The 20075-nt window shown below is 48.9% G+C and carries 23 protein-coding genes; 9 read left to right on the top strand and 14 right to left on the bottom strand.

Annotated features, from left to right (window positions below; all coding sequences use genetic code 11):
- The first annotated feature begins 77 nt into the window (after nucleotides 1-77).
- Nucleotides 78-773, top strand: coding sequence for a RadC family protein (gene radC / locus B157_RS0132710; RefSeq protein ID WP_020607512.1), 696 nt, complete (start codon nucleotides 78-80; stop codon nucleotides 771-773).
- Nucleotides 774-816: 43 nt separating this feature from the next.
- Here radC and B157_RS0132705 read toward each other — a convergent pair whose 3' ends face one another.
- The 8 genes from B157_RS0132705 to B157_RS0132665 form a co-directional block, all read right to left on the bottom strand.
- The gene (locus B157_RS0132705; protein WP_020607511.1) at nucleotides 817-1512 is read right to left on the bottom strand and encodes a DUF4386 domain-containing protein; all 696 of its coding nucleotides are present in this window, start codon (nucleotides 1510-1512) and stop codon (nucleotides 817-819) included.
- 22 nt (nucleotides 1513-1534) lie between these two features.
- Entirely contained in the window at nucleotides 1535-1969 is a 435-nt protein-coding gene (locus B157_RS0132700; protein ID WP_026309117.1) for a DUF6326 family protein, read from the bottom strand.
- A 37-nt stretch (nucleotides 1970-2006) separates the two neighbouring features.
- Entirely contained in the window at nucleotides 2007-2618 is a 612-nt protein-coding gene (locus tag B157_RS0132695; RefSeq protein WP_020607509.1) for a succinate dehydrogenase/fumarate reductase transmembrane subunit, read from the bottom strand.
- 124 nt (nucleotides 2619-2742) lie between these two features.
- Complete coding sequence (locus B157_RS0132690) at nucleotides 2743-3333, bottom strand: pseudouridine synthase (protein ID WP_020607508.1); 591 nt, start codon at nucleotides 3331-3333, stop codon at nucleotides 2743-2745.
- A gap of 4 nt (nucleotides 3334-3337) precedes the next feature.
- Nucleotides 3338-3778 (bottom strand): DUF29 family protein, encoded by a 441-nt coding sequence (locus B157_RS0132685; RefSeq protein WP_020607507.1) that lies wholly within the window; start codon nucleotides 3776-3778, stop codon nucleotides 3338-3340.
- 40 nt (nucleotides 3779-3818) lie between these two features.
- On the bottom strand, nucleotides 3819-4580 hold the full coding sequence (locus B157_RS0132680) for an exodeoxyribonuclease III (RefSeq protein WP_020607506.1): 762 nt from the start codon (nucleotides 4578-4580) through the stop codon (nucleotides 3819-3821).
- Entirely contained in the window at nucleotides 4581-5081 is a 501-nt protein-coding gene (locus B157_RS0132675) for a DUF6036 family nucleotidyltransferase (protein WP_020607505.1), read from the bottom strand.
- A gap of 202 nt (nucleotides 5082-5283) precedes the next feature.
- Nucleotides 5284-6507, bottom strand: coding sequence for a nucleoside permease (locus B157_RS0132665; RefSeq protein WP_020607504.1), 1224 nt, complete (start codon nucleotides 6505-6507; stop codon nucleotides 5284-5286).
- A 188-nt stretch (nucleotides 6508-6695) separates the two neighbouring features.
- Here B157_RS0132665 and B157_RS0132660 point away from each other — a divergent pair, with 188 nt between their 5' ends.
- Nucleotides 6696-7415: a LolA-like protein gene (locus B157_RS0132660; protein ID WP_020607503.1), complete on the top strand. Its 720-nt coding sequence runs from the start codon at nucleotides 6696-6698 to the stop codon at nucleotides 7413-7415.
- Nucleotides 7416-7508: 93 nt separating this feature from the next.
- Here B157_RS0132660 and B157_RS0132655 read toward each other — a convergent pair whose 3' ends face one another.
- The 4 genes from B157_RS0132655 to pheS all read right to left on the bottom strand — a co-directional run bounded on the left by B157_RS0132655 (nucleotide 7509) and on the right by pheS (nucleotide 11624).
- A complete protein-coding gene (locus B157_RS0132655) occupies nucleotides 7509-8834 on the bottom strand; it encodes a DUF937 domain-containing protein (protein ID WP_020607502.1) in 1326 nt (441 codons plus the stop codon).
- A gap of 158 nt (nucleotides 8835-8992) precedes the next feature.
- Nucleotides 8993-9181 (bottom strand): exodeoxyribonuclease VII small subunit, encoded by a 189-nt coding sequence (gene xseB / locus B157_RS0132650; RefSeq protein WP_020607501.1) that lies wholly within the window; start codon nucleotides 9179-9181, stop codon nucleotides 8993-8995.
- A gap of 82 nt (nucleotides 9182-9263) precedes the next feature.
- Nucleotides 9264-10493, bottom strand: coding sequence for an exodeoxyribonuclease VII large subunit (locus B157_RS0132645; RefSeq protein WP_020607500.1), 1230 nt, complete (start codon nucleotides 10491-10493; stop codon nucleotides 9264-9266).
- Nucleotides 10494-10586: 93 nt separating this feature from the next.
- The gene (gene pheS, locus B157_RS0132640) at nucleotides 10587-11624 is read right to left on the bottom strand and encodes a phenylalanine--tRNA ligase subunit alpha (protein ID WP_020607499.1); all 1038 of its coding nucleotides are present in this window, start codon (nucleotides 11622-11624) and stop codon (nucleotides 10587-10589) included.
- Nucleotides 11625-11979: 355 nt separating this feature from the next.
- Here pheS and B157_RS0132635 point away from each other — a divergent pair, with 355 nt between their 5' ends.
- Together B157_RS0132635 and B157_RS0132630 are read left to right on the top strand one after the other, a co-directional pair.
- Nucleotides 11980-12411: a LytR/AlgR family response regulator transcription factor gene (locus B157_RS0132635; protein WP_020607498.1), complete on the top strand. Its 432-nt coding sequence runs from the start codon at nucleotides 11980-11982 to the stop codon at nucleotides 12409-12411.
- A 251-nt stretch (nucleotides 12412-12662) separates the two neighbouring features.
- The gene (locus B157_RS0132630) at nucleotides 12663-13082 is read left to right on the top strand and encodes a LytR/AlgR family response regulator transcription factor (RefSeq protein ID WP_020607497.1); all 420 of its coding nucleotides are present in this window, start codon (nucleotides 12663-12665) and stop codon (nucleotides 13080-13082) included.
- Nucleotides 13083-13190: 108 nt separating this feature from the next.
- Here B157_RS0132630 and B157_RS0132625 read toward each other — a convergent pair whose 3' ends face one another.
- Entirely contained in the window at nucleotides 13191-13862 is a 672-nt protein-coding gene (locus B157_RS0132625; protein ID WP_020607496.1) for an outer membrane beta-barrel protein, read from the bottom strand.
- 229 nt (nucleotides 13863-14091) lie between these two features.
- Here B157_RS0132625 and radA point away from each other — a divergent pair, with 229 nt between their 5' ends.
- The 3 genes from radA to B157_RS0132610 all read left to right on the top strand — a co-directional run bounded on the left by radA (nucleotide 14092) and on the right by B157_RS0132610 (nucleotide 16968).
- Nucleotides 14092-15477 (top strand): DNA repair protein RadA, encoded by a 1386-nt coding sequence (radA, locus tag B157_RS0132620; protein ID WP_026309114.1) that lies wholly within the window; start codon nucleotides 14092-14094, stop codon nucleotides 15475-15477.
- Nucleotides 15478-15519: 42 nt separating this feature from the next.
- A complete protein-coding gene (locus B157_RS0132615; protein WP_020607494.1) occupies nucleotides 15520-15951 on the top strand; it encodes a DUF882 domain-containing protein in 432 nt (143 codons plus the stop codon).
- A 129-nt stretch (nucleotides 15952-16080) separates the two neighbouring features.
- The gene (locus B157_RS0132610; protein ID WP_020607493.1) at nucleotides 16081-16968 is read left to right on the top strand and encodes an alpha/beta fold hydrolase; all 888 of its coding nucleotides are present in this window, start codon (nucleotides 16081-16083) and stop codon (nucleotides 16966-16968) included.
- A 59-nt stretch (nucleotides 16969-17027) separates the two neighbouring features.
- Here the strand turns inward: B157_RS0132610 and B157_RS0132605 are convergent, their stop codons facing one another.
- A complete protein-coding gene (locus B157_RS0132605) occupies nucleotides 17028-17900 on the bottom strand; it encodes an AraC family transcriptional regulator (RefSeq protein ID WP_020607492.1) in 873 nt (290 codons plus the stop codon).
- A 135-nt stretch (nucleotides 17901-18035) separates the two neighbouring features.
- Between B157_RS0132605 and B157_RS0132600 the strand changes: the two genes are divergently transcribed.
- A complete protein-coding gene (locus B157_RS0132600; RefSeq protein WP_041952403.1) occupies nucleotides 18036-18908 on the top strand; it encodes a sugar phosphate isomerase/epimerase family protein in 873 nt (290 codons plus the stop codon).
- Nucleotides 18909-18953: 45 nt separating this feature from the next.
- Nucleotides 18954-20066: a Gfo/Idh/MocA family protein gene (locus B157_RS0132595; protein WP_020607490.1), complete on the top strand. Its 1113-nt coding sequence runs from the start codon at nucleotides 18954-18956 to the stop codon at nucleotides 20064-20066.
- Nucleotides 20067-20075: the final 9 nt, after the last annotated feature.

Raw genomic sequence — 20075 nt, 5'->3', positions numbered from 1 at the left:
GAAACCTTACCTTTTTGCGGGTAAGGTTTTTTTGTGCACCTTGGTAACCAAAATCAATCCGTAACCGACTTATACTCATGGCTTACCAAAGTTCAGGCACCATCCAAAGCTGGGCTGAAGAAGATCGCCCGCGCGAAAAACTAATGCTTAAGGGAAAAGCAGCCCTGTCGGAAGCAGAGCTGATCGCCATTCTGATCAATTCCGGTACCGTTGACCTGACGGCGGTGGACGTAGCCAAAATTATCCTGAAAAGCGTCAATAATAACCTGAATGATCTGGCCCGGTTAAGTATTAAAGACCTGTCTAAATTTAGGGGTATCGGCGAAGCAAAGGCTATTAGTGTCATTGCCGCTCTGGAACTGGGCCGACGGCGGAAAGAGCAGGACCGCCCGATACGGGCTAAAGTGACCTGCTCCCGTGATGCCTACAACGAGATGATCCCTCACCTCAGCGACAAGCCGCACGAGGAGTTCTGGATTCTGCTCATGAACCGCGCCAACGAAATTCTGCGACCCGTTCATATCAGTACGGGGGGCGTGTCGGGCACCGTAGCGGACCCTAAATTGATTTTCAAACAGGCCATCGAGCATCTGGCTTCGTCGATGATCCTGTTTCATAACCATCCGTCGGGCAATCTCACGCCTTCGCAGGCGGATAAAGACCTCACAAAAAAACTCAAAGATTCCGGTCGGTTGCTGGATATTCCTGTGCTCGATCACCTGATTTTTACGGACAAAGCCTATTACAGTTTTGCCGATGAGGGAATTCTGTAAAAACACCTGCTTTCATCCGCCAACTGTTTCTATTTTCAACCCGTTAGTTGGGTATCGTGGGGAATTCTTTCGCTCCCATAATTAATAGCCACAGGCAGATGCCAATTTCTCCAATACTCGCCGGTAGCGAGATGTAGGAGGAAATGCCAATTTGTGAATAGTCAGACCACAGGGCGTGGCCCAGGAAATTCGTCAGATAACCAAAGCAGCCAAGCATCAGAAGAATACCGAGAATCCTGGGCAAAAACCCGGATTTGAAAACTAAGTACCCGAATGGAAACAGCCAGAGTCCCGAGAATATGTGGGTAATCATAAGGCCATTGGCATACTGGTTAAGGTGCAACATGACTTGTGTTTGTAGCTGCTCCTTCGTGAATATACTCAGATAGCTTTCACCACTCATCAGCGAAAGCACCGTAAATTCATTTTGCATATTTACAAAGAAAACGGGCACACTGATACCGGCCAGAACAACCATAACTAATGCGTAGCGTTTGTCTACCGGTTTGAGTAGTTCATAGAGTGAAAAAGGTAGAAACAAAAAAAATAGATAGCAGGCTAAACCACTCACAATGCCCAGACGGAACAAAGGTTGAGCAGCTTCAATATTCGCATAGGTCGTAGCGGCATTATCCCACACAATCAGTTTTGATGGAACGTACATCAGGCTGAATAATCCTGTCAGCACCACCCCCAGATAGAGTAAACCGGCGATTCGTGCTTTTTTCTTATTCGACATTGTGTTGCAGATTTAGGAAGTTTCAGTTCACTAGTTCTCGTTTGGGCCATTTTATGGCATACCATACAATTAGCCCGGTAATGATGCTTTCCAATATGGCATAGAACACGTAAAACGCACGCCAGGGTGTGATCGACGTAACGGCTATCAGGAGCATAATTGCGGTGAAAAATACACCCGCAACAACATTCAGCCATTTGTTGACAGACGGTTTTAGCAGGACAGACAGGGCAATCATCGACGCTGGTATCGCCAGTAATACAGATGCTGCGAATAATTTCATTGGGCTGTCCAGCAGGTTTTCACCACTGATAAGGCCCGCTACTTTTTTTGGAATATAGAGTTCAAAGTAATCACCGTAGATATAAAGAAATGTCACGGCTGTCCAGAGGAAAGCCAGTTTGATGTTACTATTCACCTCAACATCTTTCAGACTACCTGGTTTTTGTCTATCCATATTCATTTTTTACTTTTCCGACGTTGTCAATCAAGACTTACCGACCAATCAATATCCCATACGCTGCCGGGATAACCATACCTCGAAACCCGTTCGTCAGCCCATAAAAAATGGTAATAGTAAGGCCGGCACCCAGCACTAAAATCAGGTTCGCCTGCCCAACCGGTGATAACCGCATAATCGATTGTTTCATTTTTAGCGTATGCACGGCGGCTATATGACCGAAGAAGGCCAGAATAGCCAGGCCGTAGTACGGCACAAAAAAGAGATTTAGCGGAAAGGTGTTCAGCCCGGCCACGCCGAAATAAAAATTAGTGTCGAGGTGCAGCAACAACCGCCCGCTGAAAACTGCGCTTAGATGAATCAGGAAAAAGATAGCCAGGTAAAGCCCCGTCCAGCGATGGAGTTTTTGATACGTCGTTTTGGCTGTCTGGCGCGTTTGCCAAAACAGTCGTAGCCCCGACCCGATCTGCACCAGCACGGCACCCAGCAACAGTGTTTCGGCTACCGGATGCCTATAAACGGTCCGTAGCGTGTTCATCAGGAAAATATGCGTTTCTGGGCCGTAGATACTGCTGAGGTGGTTGACCAGATGAACCGTAACAAAACTGGCAATAAGCAGACCAGCGTAGTAGTGAAGCTGTCGCATAAGCATAATAGTGGAAGCCGTCTTTACCAACTGCTGGCAAATACGGCTTCTGCCTAATTAAAATCGCTGACTAATACGTAGTTGGGCGTAAAACGGGAAGAGCGGCACGTAATAACTGTGGCTCTTAAAGCTTCAGCCCGCGCATGACCTCTTCGCGGCTCAATTCCCGCACTTGCCCAGACACCATATTCTCAGCCGTAAGGTTTTCAATGGCCCAGCGCACGAGCCGGAGGGTAGGGGAGCCAATGGAAGCCGTCATCTTGCGGACTTGTCGGTTTTTGCCCTCGTGCAGGGCGATGCATAGCCAGGAGGTTGGAATACTGGCGCGGTACCGGATAGGGGGAATGCGTTCAGGCAACGCTGGTTCGGCAATGACCTGAGCATGGGCCGGGAGTGTATGATAAGGCCTACTATCCACCGAAATCGTAACACCCATTGCCAGCTGTTCTGTAGCCTCAAGGGTCAGTTGGCCATCTACCTGCACGTAGTAGGTGCGGTTATGCCCGAATTTGGGATTTAATAGTTGATGGTTTAGCTGTTTATCGTTGGTTAACAGTAGTAGTCCTTCACTATCGGCGTCAAGCCGCCCAACGGGGTACACGTCAGATGGAAAATCAAAAGCCAGATCAGCCAGCGTGGCCTTATCGCCCTCGCGGCTGAACTGCGAAAGCATCAGGTAGGGCTTATAAATCAGGAAGTAGCGTGTGATTGTCAAGCGATTAATCGTTGGTTAACACCGAATACTCGTCCTCGAAAACCTCCTGCCAGGTCAGGGTAGTGAGGTCGGTTCGATATTGCGTTTCTTCTTCGGCTTTCCGAATAGCCTGCTGCACGGTTCGGACCCAGATTTCCTCTAAGAATCGGCGGTTTAGACTGGGTTTTTCCGCCATGATCTCCTCTATATTCTCACGGGCATCCAGAATAGAAACGGCCCAGCTACCCGACCGTTTGTCAGGCTGAATTTTCCACTTCACCACGTGCATCATCAGGCGCGACAATTGGCTGCGCAACGCCCGCTTTAACTCCTGCGACATACTGATGAGCAATATTTGCAACCCTTCCGAGACTTGTTCATAATCGTGTTCAGCCAGCGTCGTTTGCAGTTCTTCGACCGTATCGACGTAGGACGTAGCAGTCAGTTCTTCCCAATCCCGTTTCATAGCGATGACCTGTTTTAAGTAGCTAATATACTAAAAATAATCAGGCCATTGATAGCCACACGGGGCAGTGGTCGGCGTGGACGGCGTCGGGCAGCATCTGACAGTCGAGAATCTGGTGACGCATGGGTTCGCTGACCGATGCGTAGTCGATACGCCAGCCTTTATTGTTGATTCGTGCTCCGGCGCGGTAGCTCCACCAGCTATAAGCCACGTCATCGGGGTGTTTGTACCGGTAGCCATCGGTCATGCCGGAGCCAAACCACTGGTCCATCCAGGCCCGTTCGTCGGGTAGGAAGCCGGTCGTGTTTTTGTTACGAACGGGGTCGTGAATATCAATGGCGTTGTGGGCAATGTTATAGTCGCCTACCACGATCAGGTTAGGCCGGGTTTTCCGAAGCTCCTGAACGTAGTTGTAGAAATCATGGAGGAACTCCATCTTGACGCCCTGCCGGGTTTCGCCCGAAGTGCCGGATGGAAAATAGCAGTTCAACAGGGTCAACTCGTCAAAGTCGGTGCGCAGAATACGTCCTTCGCAGTCATACACGGCTAAGCCACAGCCCTGGACTACTTTAGTGGGTGGGATTTTGGAGAACGTCGCTACGCCGGAGTAGCCTTTCTTCTCGGCAGCGTGCCAGTGGTACTGATAGCCTAATTGCTCAAACGGCGAAAGGTCTACCACATCGGTTGTGGCCTTCACTTCCTGAAAGCAAAGAATATCGAAGTTGTGCTGCGAGAGCCAGTCAATCAGACCGTTCTTGATACCAGCCCGAATACCGTTGATGTTGTAGGAGATGAGTTGCACTTATAAATCGTCAGTTGATGATTCGTCCTGTTCCTTTCGGGCAGCAATAAGCTCATCGATCATCAAAATATCGTTCAAATCTTTTGTGCGCCGGGCTAGCACTTTGGTTTCGCGCAGGTCGTTAATATGAAGGAAATAAACCGTGTAGTTGCCTTTCAAAACAACCGATTTAGCCCGTTGACGACAGTCAGCGTAGTTAAACTGGTAATGAACACGGGTGAGGACATCCATTGGAATATCGTGTATCCTAGTAATCTGAGGTTGGGTAAAATCAGCCGAACTCATTTCCGCAACATCATTCTCATCGTAGCCAAAGGCCAGCAATGCCCGGATAAACTTATCCCAATTTTCGTTTGTGGGTTCAAGCCAGATGTCTGCATCCTGGGTGAAGCGGACAGCTCCATTAAGAATCAACGCCATGCCACCAATGAGGATATAATCCAGCTTTTGCGCATCAGCGACAGCCACAAAATCAAGAAAACTGACGTTATCTACATCCATGAAGGCCGGGAGAGTGTGATTCCCTTTTCTAATTTTTGAGATTTTCCTGTCAGGTCAACGTAAAGTCTGCGCATTCTCAAATATATCTGCCAGCACTCTTCGGGCGTTTTTCGGGCGTTTTCCCGAACTTGGTCTTCATGTGGCCCGTTCATATCACTATAAAACGTAATGCGGGGTTTTGCCTTCTTTTCCATTGAAAACTTTACACGTTTCCCGTTACCACTTCATCCTCCTGCGCCAGCACCACTTTTCTATCCGTAAACAGCAGGGCAAACAGGATTAATACCACCGCTGCAATACCCGCGGGCACCAGCCACACGCTCAGCCAGTCTTTGGTGCCATCGGGGCGGGTGTACATATCGAGCACAATGCCCGAGAGCTTGGAGCCAATGCCCATACCAATGCCATAGGTTGCCAGTGATATTAACCCCTGCGCCGATGATTTGATTTTTTCGCCCGCTTTGTTGTCGGTGTAAATCTGGCCCGTTACGAAGAAGAAATCGTAACATACACCGTGTAGTACGATAGCCAGGTAGAGCATCCATTCGCCGGAACCACCATCGCCATAGCCAAAACAGATGAAGCGTACAATCCAAGCGATCAGGCCCACGATCAGCATTTTCTTAACGCCAAGTCGGGTGTAGGCCAGTGGAATCAGCAACATGAATATTACTTCGGAAGCCTGCCCCAGCGACATTTTATTCTCTACATTCTGCATCCCACCATCGGTGAGTGATGGGTTGGCCATGGCATAATAAAAAGAGAGCGGAATACAAATCAGCACCGACGACAGGAAGAAGATAGCAAACGAACGGTCTTTGAACAGTTTGAACGCATCCAGTCCCAGAATCTGAGAGACGGACGTAGACGTGGTGGCTTTTGGGGGTGTATCGGGCAGGAAGAATGAAAACACGCCCAATATGGCTGCCGAATACATGGAGAGTTGAAAAATGGTCACCTTATCCCCAAAACCGTAGTAACCCACAATGTTCGTAACCACAATCCAGGCCACCGTACCCAGCACCCGAATGCCGGGAAACTCTTTCTCGGGCGTGGTCATTTGCTGCATGGCAATGGAAGCTGTCAGGGCGAGGGTGGGTGCAAATGTGATACAGTAAGCCAGAATGAGGTAGAAAAAATTATCGGGGTTGGTGTTTTGGGTGATAAAATAAAGCACCACCGCCCCCAGCAGATTCAGTATCCCCAGCACTTTCTGAGCGGCAAAGTACCGGTCGGCAATCATGCCGACGAAGAAAGGAGCAATCAGCATCGCCAGCGAAAAAGCAGCGTAGGCGTTACCGACCTGATCGCCAGTAGCGTTGAGTTGCGTTAACAGGTATTTACTCATCTGCCCATACCAGGCTCCCCACACAAAAAACTGGAGGAACATCATGATGGAAAGCTTAACGCGGGTTGTCGATAGCATTGGAGAGGTAAGCGTTTAACATTTATCGAATGAAGGTAGAAAACAGTCGTCAGCCCTGCAAGCCGATTGGCCGTAAAACTTACCGGTCATGCAGTACTGCACGCGTTTCCCGAACGTTATAACGAAGTTCGTATCACTTTTATGGATAGCCGAAGTATATTCGACACATTTTTTGACTAAACTAATTCATGAAAAAACAACTGATTACGCTGGTAGCGCTGGTCGCTATTCCAGCTTTTTCCTTTGCCCAGACAGCGCAGGAAATAATTGATAAAAACATTAGCGCGGTGGGTGGAGCCGACAAGTTGGCCGCTGTGAAGTCGGTTAGTTATGATCAGGGGATGAACGTTATGGGCATGGACCTTACCGGCAAATCAACGGTGGTAGTAGGAAAATCGCTGCGTACGGATATTTCCGTTATGGGACAGCAGATTACAACGGTAGTGGACGGCGATAAAGGATGGACTATTAATCCGATGCAGGGCGGAACAGCCCCGCAGGCATTGCCGGAAGACCAGGTGAAAATGCAGAAAGGGAATGCACACATCATTGGGGCCGACCTGGCCGTTGCCAAAGCGGAAAAATACCCGGTAGAGCTGGTCGGCAAGGAAAAAATGGACGACAAAGAGGTGTATAACCTGAAAGTGACCCGGCCGGAAGGCGTGGCTAATTACTTTGTCGATGCCAATACGAATCAGTTGGTGGGTATGAAGTCCACCGTTTCGGTACAGGGCCAGTCGGGCGATGTTAAAATCAAGTATGGTAATTACAAGACGATTGACGGATTAACGATTCCTACGTCGATGGACCTGGAAAATCCGGCTATGCCCGGTCCCATGACGATGACGCTGTCGAACATTGTTTTCAACCCAACAGTCGATTCCGCTATTTTCACCATGCCTAAATAGGCAGAATCAGGTGACCATAAAAAAAGAGACGCACTTGATGCGTCTCTTTTTTTATGACCTGTCATATCGCTTCGGACGTTCAAAAAACGATGATTATTTGGTTACCACTTTCAGATCAATTTTGCGAAGCGTTGGTTTAGGCGCACCCGACGTATCCAGTCGACTAACTCCCGTTCCCCGTCCAATAGCATCAATCCGCAGGTAATTGATACCCGTATTGACCAGTTGCTGCTTGATCTGATTGACCCGCTTAAATGACAGACTCTTGTTGGTAAAGCCAGCCTGTGCATCATTGGCATAGCCAATAAGCTGTATCTGTAGCTGAGGGTAGGTTTTCAGCAGGGTGGCCAGTTCATTAATAGCAGGCTGGGAAGTGGCTGTCAGGGAAAGTGAACCTGGCTGGAATGTGACCCCTGCCAGCGGAAATACCCGTCCTTTAGGCAGGGCTGCATTGCCCAGATAGGGAGTCATTTGCTGCGATAGATTACCCGCAGAGGCAACTGTAGCTGCGGGGATCGTACTGGCTGGTGCCGTAACCGATACTGACTTTGGCTGAACGACCGGCTCTTTTGGTACGGCCAGTGACCGCGTAACGGTATCCGCCTGAATCGTATCATTTTCAACCGTTGTCACCTCCGTTGCACCTTCCTGCTTGTCCGAGTATTTCTGGGTATTCTGATAAAGAAAGTAACCGCCAATGCTGATTGCCACAGCGATTAACGCACCTACGCCCCACTTGGTCAGGGTTTCGTTTCCTCCGTCGGCTTCGTCGGTGGGTTCGTACGTAACCGGAGGGCGAATCGTTGCGGTAGTGGAGCGACCCGGCGATTCGACCACGGTGCGCCGGGCGGGTACTGCCAATCCGGTTACAATTTGCTGCAAACCAACTTTTTCTACCAGTTGGGGCATGAAATCCTCCGGCACATCATTGACCAGCGTATCACGTTCGCCGAACAGCGAAGCAGCCAGCGCGTCAGCATCCAGTTTCTGATCTTTGGCCTGCTTCCCCAGTACGTGTAGTACCAGGGTTGTAATAAGACCCAGCAGTGATATAGCCGACGAGTTACGAATACCGGCATAGGTCGAAATCATACTCCCAATGGAGCTTTTCATGGCCGGTAATAAATGACTGACTACATTATTTCCCTGCGTGATGAGGGTGTTGGTCTGGGCGGGGTCTTGCAGGACGGTGGCCAGATTTTCGATCAGAGTGCCATCATAGCGGCCTTTCTGAATATGGTTATACAGCTGATTAACGCCAATTTCGCTGGTTGTCCGTCTCATCAAACCGCCCATTACGGTATAGACGAGTGCCTGAACGGCTTTCTCGGATTTTTCGGCTGGTTCATCTATATAGACCGCAATGCGTGCTAGTATATCAGAACTCAGTATATGGGTTATATTGGCAAATAAATTCATAGAGTCAATAGAATCAAACAGGGATTTAACAGATGCGGGCCTCTCCGCTTACAGCACAACCTAAACCCGGCCGCATCCGTACTACTGGTCGTTACATTGGGGATAAAATTAGGGAAGGTTTAGCAAACGGTACACACCTCCGTCAATAAAATCCTGATTTATCGCTTCGGTAATTTTTCAATAACCTCCTGATATTCCGTCTCAACGGCTCTAAGCCTTTCCTGACAAAATGTAATCAATCCGGTGGCCAGCCTTATTTTATCGGGTAACTCGTCGAGGGATACCTGATCCGTCTCAATTTCGTAAACTAACGTGGTTAACTGGTCGTAAGCTTCTTGGTAAGTCATAACTATAAGTCGTAGTTGAGTGGTCAGTTAGTCAGTTAGTCAGTTAGTAGCTTGTGTATAAGAACTGTTTTGGCGTCATCGGCTAACGAACTGACCGACTAATAGACTCGCCCACTAATTCACTGACCACGTCAATGGTCCCATTGTGCAATTGTACCTGTAGGGTTTCGCCGGGGTGGATGCCCGTTGTATTCGTTAGTATCCGTCCATTTCGAAGCAAGAGGGCATAGCCACGGCGGAGTACATTGGACGGGTCGAGGTGGCGAATCGTCACGGTTTTTTCGGTGAGATCGGTGTGGCGCTCCCGAAAATAAGTTTGCCCTACAAACCGTAATCGTTCAGTTTCCCGGTCCAGGTTCTCCCGGGCTGTTTGCAGTGCTTCGCGGGCTATACTGCTCAGGCGTTCCTGAAGTTGCAGACATGCTAATTCAAACTGCTGGTTGTGTTCAATCAAAAAGGCAGCGGCTTTGGTGGGGGTTTTCACGCTCTGATGACACAGTAAATCGGTAATGCTTACATTGCGTTCGTGACCAATACCTGCCAGAATCGGAATGTCAAAACCCGCTACGGTGTGGCCCATCAGGTATGAGTCGAACGAGCCAAAATCCAGTTGCGATCCACCACCGCGTACTATCACGACCGCGTCATAGGCCACTCCACTGGTTCGAATCCGCTCTAACTGACCACAGATGGCTTTTTCAGCACCCTGCCCCTGTACCTGCGTCAGAAACTCATCCACCACAAAATCGTAGCCGAATGGATTCTGCTTCAACTCGTGCCGGAAGTCACGCCAGCCGTCGGAGTTAGGGGCGGTAATGAGGGCCAGGTGCTGTATAACAGCGGGGCGGGGCAGTAACTGATTAGCCGTAATATAGTGTCCCGCTTCCAGCCAGACCAACTCCGGGTGATTCTGCACCAGAGAGTCGAGCACGGCCTGCCGTTCCCGTTCCAGGTTACCCAGTGTGAAAGACGGGTCAATTTTCAGGATTTCCAGCCGCAGTCCGTAAACGGGGCTAAATCCCACCGACAACAGCAACAGCACTTGAATATTACGGGCGAAAGCCACGCCCGTCTCCTGCTCAAAATCACCTATGGAATGATAATTTCGTCGCCAGATGACAGCATCGAGCTTGGCCAGTGTTTCGCGCGTGGCCGATTCCCGCTCCACGAGGGTCAGAAAGCAGTAACCCCGGTCGGGATAGTTTTTGATGTCGCTGGTTTCGGCCACTACCCACACCGCTTTTTTTCCAAAAGCTTCGTCTAGGACGGCCTCGAGGGTAAACGCTAGATCGGATAGGCGAATAGGAGACATATACTAGTGATAGAATGATAGAATGAGTGAATGATATAATAAATGTCGCGGTGGATATTCAGTCATTCTATCATTCTATCATTCAAAATTGAATTAGAGTCCTTCAAACTGGCGGAGGAAACGGACATCATTTTCGGTATACAGCCGGAGGTCGTTCACCACGTATTTCAACTGCGTGATACGCTCGATGCCCATGCCAAACGCAAAGCCCGTATATTCTTCGGGGTCGATGCCACAGTTGGCGATTACCTGGGGGTCTACCATACCCGAACCGGCAATTTCGACCCAGCCCGAATATTTACAGATGTTACAGCCTTTACCTCCGCATATTTGACACGAAATATCAATCTCGGCACTAGGCTCCGTAAAGGGGAAATAGGAGGGCCGGAAGCGAATCTGGGTTCCCGGCTCGAATAACTCTTTTACGAAGTGATAGAGCGTATCCTTCAGGTCTTTGAAGCCCACATTACGGTCAATATAGATGCCCTCTACCTGATGAAACAGGCAGTGTGCTCTGGCCGAAATGGTTTCATTCCGATATACCCGCCCCGGCATGATGGAGCGGATAGGAGGAGACTGACGCTCCATTAACCGAATCTGGACGTTGGATGTGTGTGTACGCAATAACATATCCGTTCCGCCATCCGCTGCTTTCTCGATAAAAAACGTGTCCTGCATGTCGCGGGCCGGGTGATTGTCGGGAAAGTTGAGGGCACCGAAGTTATACCAGTCAGACTCTATTTCGGGACCGTCGGCCACGTTGAAGCCAATTCGTTCAAAAATCTGGATAATACGCTGCCGAACCAGGCTGAGGGGATGCTGGGTACCGGTCAGATTAGGTAACGTAGGCAGGGTAAGGTCAAGGGGGGGAGCATTACCAGCCACGGTTTGTTGCTCATCCACAAGCTGACTGAACTGTTCGAACCGCGTTTGCGCTGCATTTTTCAACGCATTCAGTTCCTGACCAACCGCCCGCCGGTCGGTTGGTGGAACAAGTTTCAACTGCTCGAATAGCTCAGTTATAACGCCCTTACGGCTGATGAATCGCATACGGAACTGCTCCAGCTGCTCCGGCGATGTGATCGTATATTGCTCAATCTGTTGTTGCAGGTCTCTTACTTTATCCAGCATAGACTATTCTTTTGGCAATTTGCTCAAACAAAGGTAGGTAAAACTGGGAATAGCATAAGCCACCAAGGTGCTGTCACCTTGTGGGGTATCGTTCTTGTTTATATAATTCAGAACAGAAGATAACCCCACATGGCTTATTCTTATTTATTGATTAAACGGTAATCTTGCCTTGGTTTTTAGTTAGTTACATAGTGGTATTGGTAATATATGCACATTTCAACAATAGGACTGATTGTTGTAGACTGATTGAGCAGGTATGGCTGGATGAAAGGTAACCTATGTGGGTAAAAAAGTGGCACTAAGCTTCTGATTATCAGCCTGAATCTGTTGTGTATATTTACTTAATTCAAAGACTATGAATGCATTCATCAGCGATTCTATTTTCGACTCAGTGTCCATGAATTTCCCCAAAAATGTGGAGGAAGTTGCCGATGCAGCCTGTTTGCAGAAATTACTTATTCCTTTTTATGACCGTAAACGTACTGTTTCTGTCGATGAGATAGTTCGGTTGGAAGGATGCGGGAATTACACAAACTTCTTTCTGAAAGATGGTACCAAAATGCTGGTATCCCGTACACTGAAAGAGTATGAAACACTGCTGGATGGTCAGGCATTTGTTCGGGTACATAAGTCGTGCATTGTAAATCTGGGTTTTGTACGCAAATTCTTCATTAAAAAAGAAGGCGAGCTCGAGCTTACGGATGGTCAACAGGTGAAAATATCACGTCGGCGCGCTCAAACCTTTGTAGACCGCTTTCGGGATTTTCAGCCAATAGCACTAAGCTAATCATACAAGTATGTTTTTGGCTGTGTGAAGAAAAACTGCTTACTTCCACACTACGTAGTTTTACGCAATAAGCTGAGTACATTCACTCAAAGAATAGACGAATAGAATTCGTAATGCCTTGATTAGTAGTTGGTTGGATGTTTTGTTCCACCCCCTGCTAATCAAGGTATTTTCTTGAGCAAGCGTTCATGAGGTAGTTTTGTTTCATCATTCAAGTGCTAAAGAGCTGAACTAAAACTACCCCTTCTACTATGGACGCTACCAGTTTATCATCAATTCAGTCAATAACGGTTGTTCCTCACTTTCCGTCTTCGTACCAGCGTAATACACAGCGTATTGCGCTACCCTATCTGAATCGTACGATTTTCATTTCTGTCGACGATATTCTGTGTCTTCAGGGAGAGGGAAACTATACGTTTCTGCACACCCGCGACCGTAAAAAGTTTCTGGTATCAAAAACGCTCAAGGAATTTGAAAAGACCCTTGATGTGGCTATGTTTCTGCGGATTCATAAATCGTATATTATCAATCTGGCTTATGTGCAGCGGAATATTTTCAACCGGGAACGTCAGGTCCGCCTGGCCGACGGACGCGAAGTATCTATATCGCGCCGACGGATGAAAGATATTTCGCAGCGGTTGGCCCAGTACTGGCAGCGGCTATATAACTAGACCGGTTAATCCCACATTCCAAAAAAACGGGTGCCGTAAACCTTCCAAGGTTTACGGCACCCGTTTTTTTATAAGCTCTCTGGCCCGAGCCATTTCCTGGACCAGGCGCTAAAATATCTTGTAAGCCAGCGTAATCTGCCAGGATTTCATTCCCTGACTAAACTTACCCGCACTGTTCTCTATCTGAGCAATGTCGGAAATATTGCCCTGATAACGAACATCGAGGCCAAGCGAGCCAATATCCAGGCCACCGCCTACCTGATAGCCGTAGTACGCCTGCGACCAGGCATCATTTAGGCTACCCTGGGTATATTGCTGGAGCGCGTTGCCTAACGTTTGATTATCGTTGATGCGAAACGAAGCCACGGGGCCCGCTACGATCCGGATAGGGCCTCCTTTGATACCCAGCAAAAGGGGAACATCGAAACTGGTCGTGGTTATCGTTGCCGTTTCTGTCTGACCATTCCGGATAACGCCAAACTGAGCCGACCGGGTTGAGTACAATAATTCGGGCTGTATGAACAGATTCTTGCCGAAACGCATATAAATGCCGAACGAAGTACCCATCTTACTATCGAAGCTATCGCTCAGATTGTTACGGAATGTTTGCCCATCAACGCTTGCCGTTGGCGAGCCATTGGGGTTCGTACCTGTTTTGATAAAGTCGCCAAAACTTAACTTCGACAGGTTGACACCGCCTTTAATCCCAATCTGGAAGCCCTGAGCAAAAGAAAGAGCCGGCAGAAGGGTGAGTGACGCGAAAAGCAGGATTTTTTTCATGGTTGTAGTCTAAAAGAATAGTACTGATTGCTAAACGAAAATCAGGGCAACACGGTACAAAAACCAACTTATTTCGAGTAAATGGCGTTAAAATAGTGAGCCATTTACCGCATCCAGGGTCATTGAAAACGCGTATTTTTGCTGATGCGGGTTTGATGCGTAACCGGTAAAAAGGTTTAACCAGTTACCGCCTGATGCTTTAGCGGTTCATGTATTACTAACCGAAAAAATGGCCAAATTAAGAACCTCCTATTTTTGTCAGAGTTGCGGCTATCAGTCGGCCAAATGGTTGGGCCGGTGTGCAGCCTGTGGCGAGTGGAACACAATGGTAGAGGAGGTTGTCCAGAAGGATGAACCGGAAAAGGGGGGGTGGCGAAGCCCATCGTCCGGACCGGGAAATGTAAAAATAGCGGCCAAACCAAAAGCATTACATGCCATTAATTTTGAAGAACAACCCCGTATCACTACGACAGATGGCGAACTGAACCGGGTGCTGGGCGGGGGAATTGTTCCCGGTTCACTGGTCCTTATCGGGGGTGAACCCGGCATTGGCAAATCAACCCTTCTATTACAGATTGCACTTACGCTGTCGGGTATGCGGGTGCTTTACGTGTCTGGCGAGGAGAGTGAACAACAGATAAAAATGCGTGCCGAACGACTCGATGCCCCCACGAGTGACTGCCATGTAATGACCGAAACCTCCACGCAGAACATCTTTCGGGTGGTGGAACACTTCGAGCCTGAAATCCTGATTATCGACTCTATTCAGACCATGCAGTCATCATTGGTAGAGTCGGGAGCGGGGAGCGTATCGCAGGTGCGGGAGTGTACGGCCGAATTTATGAAGTATGCCAAAGAAAGTGGTGTGCCAGTGTTTATGATTGGCCACATCACCAAAGAGGGGTCGCTGGCGGGCCCCAAGGTGCTGGAACATATGGTGGATACGGTACTGACTTTTGAGGGCGACCGGCATACTACCTACCGGATTCTGCGAACGACCAAAAATCGTTTCGGGAGTACCGACGAACTGGGCATCTACGAAATGCTGGGCACGGGCCTGCGGCAGGTAACGAACCCCTCCGAAATTCTGATTTCGCAACGCGACGAAGCACTGAGTGGTGTAACCATTGGATCTATGATGGAAGGTAATCGTCCGCTCCTGATCGAAACGCAGGCGTTGGTAAGTGTGGCCAACTATGGCACTCCGCAGCGCAGCAGCACCGGTTTCGATGCCAAACGGTTGAATATGCTGCTGGCCGTACTGGAGAAACGGGGCGGTTTTCGCCTGGGTCAGCAGGACGTATTCCTGAACATAGCGGGTGGATTACGGGTAGAGGATCCGGCCATTGACCTGGCCGTTTGTGCGGCCATTGTGTCGAGCTACGAAGATATCGCGATTCCACCATCAGTGGCCTTTGCGGCAGAAGTTGGCCTGGGTGGTGAGGTACGGGCAGTAAGCCGGATTGAGTCACGGATTGCCGAAGCGGAGAAACTTGGTTTCAAAAAGATATTCATTTCTAAATACAATTTGAAGGGTCTGGATACCCGGAACTACAAAATTCAGATTAAGCCCGTATCCCGACTGGATGAAGTATTTCAGGGAGTACTGATTTAGTATATTTACTGCATTAAATCCTACCATACCTTCTCTTCCCGGATGAAAGCTTTCGCCTTCGCTATTCTTCTTGCTGGCCTGCTTGCAGGCGGCTATTATTGGATCAGTTACTCAAAACTCTCACCCGATGTTCAGCGGAAAGAGAAAGCACTCAATAAAGCATTACGAAAACAAGGCTACAAACCACACTATTTCCTGTTGTCTGGCTACCGACCCCACTGGTTAAACCAGCTTATGCCGTTAGCCGCCAAAAACAGCGATCATCAGGGGGGAAAGGCCATTGATCTGTTCGTTATCGACATCGATGGAAACGGGAAATTCGAGACTCAGGATTTGGCTATTCTGGTTAAAACGGTCGATGGGATGGACAGAAACAATCCCGGGCAGAAGGGGGGCGTGGGGCTTTACCAGCAATCATTTTCCCGCATGTTTCACTTTGATGTGTCGGGTCGTCATCGGCACTGGAACTATTGAAATGAGCGTTTACTCATTGAGTTCTTTCTGAGTTAGCTGACCGTCAATCATAATTTATTAACAAACCATTTACGGCTCCCGCAGTTTTATAGATAGTAAATAGACTTACTCAACTTTTAAAACTTTGTTATGAGCTACATAAAAACAGGCACGGATTCATCCGGTAACGATATCAAACTTTTCTATCAGGATTTGGGCGGTTCAAACGCTAGCCAGACGATTGTATTGATTCACGGGTGGCCATTGAGCCACGAAATGTGGGACTATCAACTAGCCGAATTACCCGCTCATGGTTTCCGGGTGGTAGCCTACGACCGCCGGGGATTCGGCAAATCATCGCAAACCTGGGACGGATATGATTATGATACACTTGCCGACGACCTGAAAGCAGTTATGGATACGCTGGACCTTCAGAATGTAACGCTGGTCGGTTTCTCCATGGGCGGTGGTGAGGTAGCCCGTTATATGGGCCGCCATGGTGGTGCACGGGTATCGAAAGTGGCCTTTATTAGTTCAGTGACTCCCTATCTGCTCAAAACAGATGATAATCCCGATGGCGTAGACCAATCCGTTTTCGATGAGATTATGGAAAATCTTCAGAAAGACCGCGCCGATTTCCTACAGAGTTTTACCAAGAAATTTTACGGTGTAGGGCTATTGGATAAGCCTGTTAGCCAGGCGCATATGGACGGTGATTTTAACCGGGCTTACGTTGCCTCGCATAAAGCAACCGTTGAAACAGCCAAAGCATTTGCCCAGACTGATTTCCGGGACGATCTGGCACAAATTCATGTGCCGGCACTGGTTATTCATGGCGATGATGATCAGACTGTACCCATCGAAGCATCGGGCGAGCGAACCGCCAATGCGCTGCCAACGGCCCAGTACATTGTTTATGAAGGAGCGGCACACGGCTTATTTATGCTCGAGAAAGATCGCCTGACACAGGATATTATTTCATTCGTGCAGGATGGTGTTCCCGTTCGGGAATCAGTCGGTACAACTATTATCTACTAGACTGTAGCGTAGGCGTCAGTTATAAAAGAAGGGCCGCTCCAGTAAGAGCGGCCCTTCTTTTATAACTGACGATAGGTCTTCACGTAAGCCGAGGGCGTTTGGCCCGTTATATCCTTGAATTGGCGATTGAAGTTTGAGAGCGTACGGAAACCGCTTTCAAAGCTAATCTGGGTTATATTGAGTTTGCCACGCATCAATAACTTGCAGGCGTGCCCGATGCGCACTTCTGAAACAAATTCCGAAAATGTTTTATTGGCGCGGGTCTTGAAATAACGGCAGAAAGCCGGCGAAGTCATACCCGCCAAATCAGCAACCCGGTCCAGACTCAGTTCGTCCGGGAAATGTTCCAGTACATAATCATGTACTAACTGCATCCGGTCGGTTTCATTTGGCTTAACTGTATTCGTGTAGCTTACACTGGTCAGATACTGGTAATCGGTAGCATAACAAAGCTCATTTAGTAACGTCAGAAAATTCAGCACCCGCCCGAAACCGACTGGTTGTGTTGCCAGACTTCGGAGTACGGTAGCTACTCGTTCCCGGGTAGGACCCGTCCACTCCAATCCCTGTCGGGCGTGGTTCAGCAACTGGCGTAATGGAGCCATCTCCTGTTTTTCAAAAAAAGCGGCCCCCAGAAAATCTTCCGTAAAATAGGCCACAATTCCCTTCGTTGTCAGCGTCGATTGCCTGTTGAAATAGGCCTGATCACTACGCCAGAGGTGAGGCAGATTTGGCCCGAGAAAAACCAGATCGCCGGGGCTGAATGGTTTGATCGAATCACCAATGAAACGGGTACCCGTACCCTCTTCTACCAAAAACAACTGGAAGTGGGGATGGAAGTGCCAGTTTGGGTCAAAATGTGGTTCAACCAATTCCTTTACAACGAACGAGGCTGAAACGGGCTCAAGGTCTTTTCGTAGCGGTTGTTTCATCCGATTGCTGATTTTTAACGCAAATATTGAATTATATTTCTAATGCAAGCAAAAATAAAGTTAGTATTCGCTAATAAAAGCTAATATACAAAGATATAGACTGTTTATATTTGTTTAATTTTTTATGGAATGAATATGAATAAGGTAGGAATGAATATGTTTGTCTGGACGATGACGATGGACGAAGATCTGTCTGATACGTTGTCATTCCTGCAAACGAGTGGCTTTGACTTTGTCGAAATGCCCATTAACGACACTAATCTGGCTAAATGGCACCGCCTGGGTCATCAGGCAAAAGAACTGGGTCTGGGTGTGCAAACCTGCACCATTTGCGGACCTGAATACAGCCTGATTAGCCCGGATGAAACGGTACGTCGGGCGGGAATCGATTACCTGAAACAGGTGGTTGACTGCGCGGCCGCAGCAGGGGCTAAACTATTGATGGGACCCCTGTACGCGGGTTTCAAAACCTTTACCGGAAAGCCTGCAACGGCCGACGAGTGGAACTGGTCAGTAACGGGGATGCGCGAAGTGGCCGAACACGCCCAAACGAAGGATGTAACACTGGCCATCGAATACCTGAATCGGTTCGAGATTTATTTACTTACCTGTGCCGACGAACTGGTGCGTTACGTGGAAGCGGTTAATCATCCCAATTGCCGGGCGGCTTTCGATACGTTTCATGCTAACATGGAGGAGAAAAGCGTGGCCGATGCCTTACGTAAAGTAGCCCCCTATCTGGTTCACGTTCAGATTTCAGAAAACGACCGTTCCACACCCGGCCAGGGACATATCAATTTCGACGAAGTATTCAATACGCTGGATGAGGTTGGTTACGAGGGACCCATCGCCATCGAAGCATTTGGCCCTAACCCGCCTGAACTGGCAGCCGCTACGCATATTTTCCGGCCTATGTTTCAGTCGCCGGAGCAACTGGCCGTGGACGGGCTAAGTTTTATAAAAATAATGAGCGAAAGAGTGAATGAGCGGAAGAGCGCTCTAGTTTAAAAATGCATTCACTCTTTCGCTCATTCACTCTTTCGCTCTTTTAAAATGATTAACATCGCTATCGTTGGCCTGGGTTTCGGGGCTGAATTTATCCCAATTTACCAGCGGCATCCGCAGGCCAATATGTACGCCATTTGCCAGCGTAATGTCCAGAAGTTAAATGAAATTGGTGACGCTTATGGTATCGAAAAGCGGTACAGTAGCTACGATGAACTGCTGGCTGACCCGGCTGTGGATGCTGTGCATATCAACTCACCCATCCCGAACCATGCCGAGCAAAGCCTGAAAGCGCTGCGGGCGGGTAAGCACGTAGCCTGTACCGTGCCCATGGCAACATCGGTAGAGGAGTGCCTGGAAATTGTACGTGCCACGAAGGAAAGCGGCAAAAAATACATGATGATGGAAACGGTGGTGTACAGCCGGGAGTTTCTGTTCGTCAAGGAATTGTACGAAAAAGGAGAGCTTGGGAAGGTGCAGTTCCTGAAAGCCAGCCACCAGCAGGACATGGACGGCTGGCCCGACTATTGGCCCGGTCTGCCTCCTATGCACTACGCGACGCACTGCGTGGGACCGGTAGCGGGTTTGCTCAAACTGGAAGCCGATTATGTGTCCTGCTTTGGTTCGGGAACGATTCGGGAGGAACTGGCAAAAATACACAACTCGCCCTTCGCGGTCGAGTCGGCGCACATCAAGTTTAAAGACAGCGATTTGTCAGCCTACGTGTACCGGTCGCTATTTGACGTAGCGCGGCAGTACCGCGAGAGTTTCGAGGTGTATGGCGATAAGAAATCATTCGAGTGGCAACTCATCGAAGACGAGGAGCCGGTGATTCATACGGCTAAAAAGCCCGAACCCGAAATTCCTGCGAAAGTAACCGTTCCGGATTACGCCCACTATCTGCCGGAAGAAATTCAGCGGTTTACCACCAAAGGGGTGTACGATGCCGACGAAACGCAGCATTTATCGTTTACGCAGGGGGGCGGCCACGGTGGTTCGCACCCGCACATGGTGCATGAGTTCGTGTCGGCCCTGGTTGAAGACCGCGACCCGTTCCCCAATGCAGCCCAATCGGCTAACTGGACCAGCGTCGGAATTCTGGCGCACGAGTCGGCTATGCAGGGTGGAAAATTGATTCAATTGCCTGATTTTAACGTGTAGACAACATGG

The organism is Spirosoma spitsbergense DSM 19989 (assembly GCF_000374085.1).
In the GTDB taxonomy this organism is placed as follows: domain Bacteria; phylum Bacteroidota; class Bacteroidia; order Cytophagales; family Spirosomataceae; genus Spirosoma; species Spirosoma spitsbergense.
Note: the sequence above shows the minus strand (reverse complement) of the source record. Positions and strands in the feature narration are given on the sequence as shown.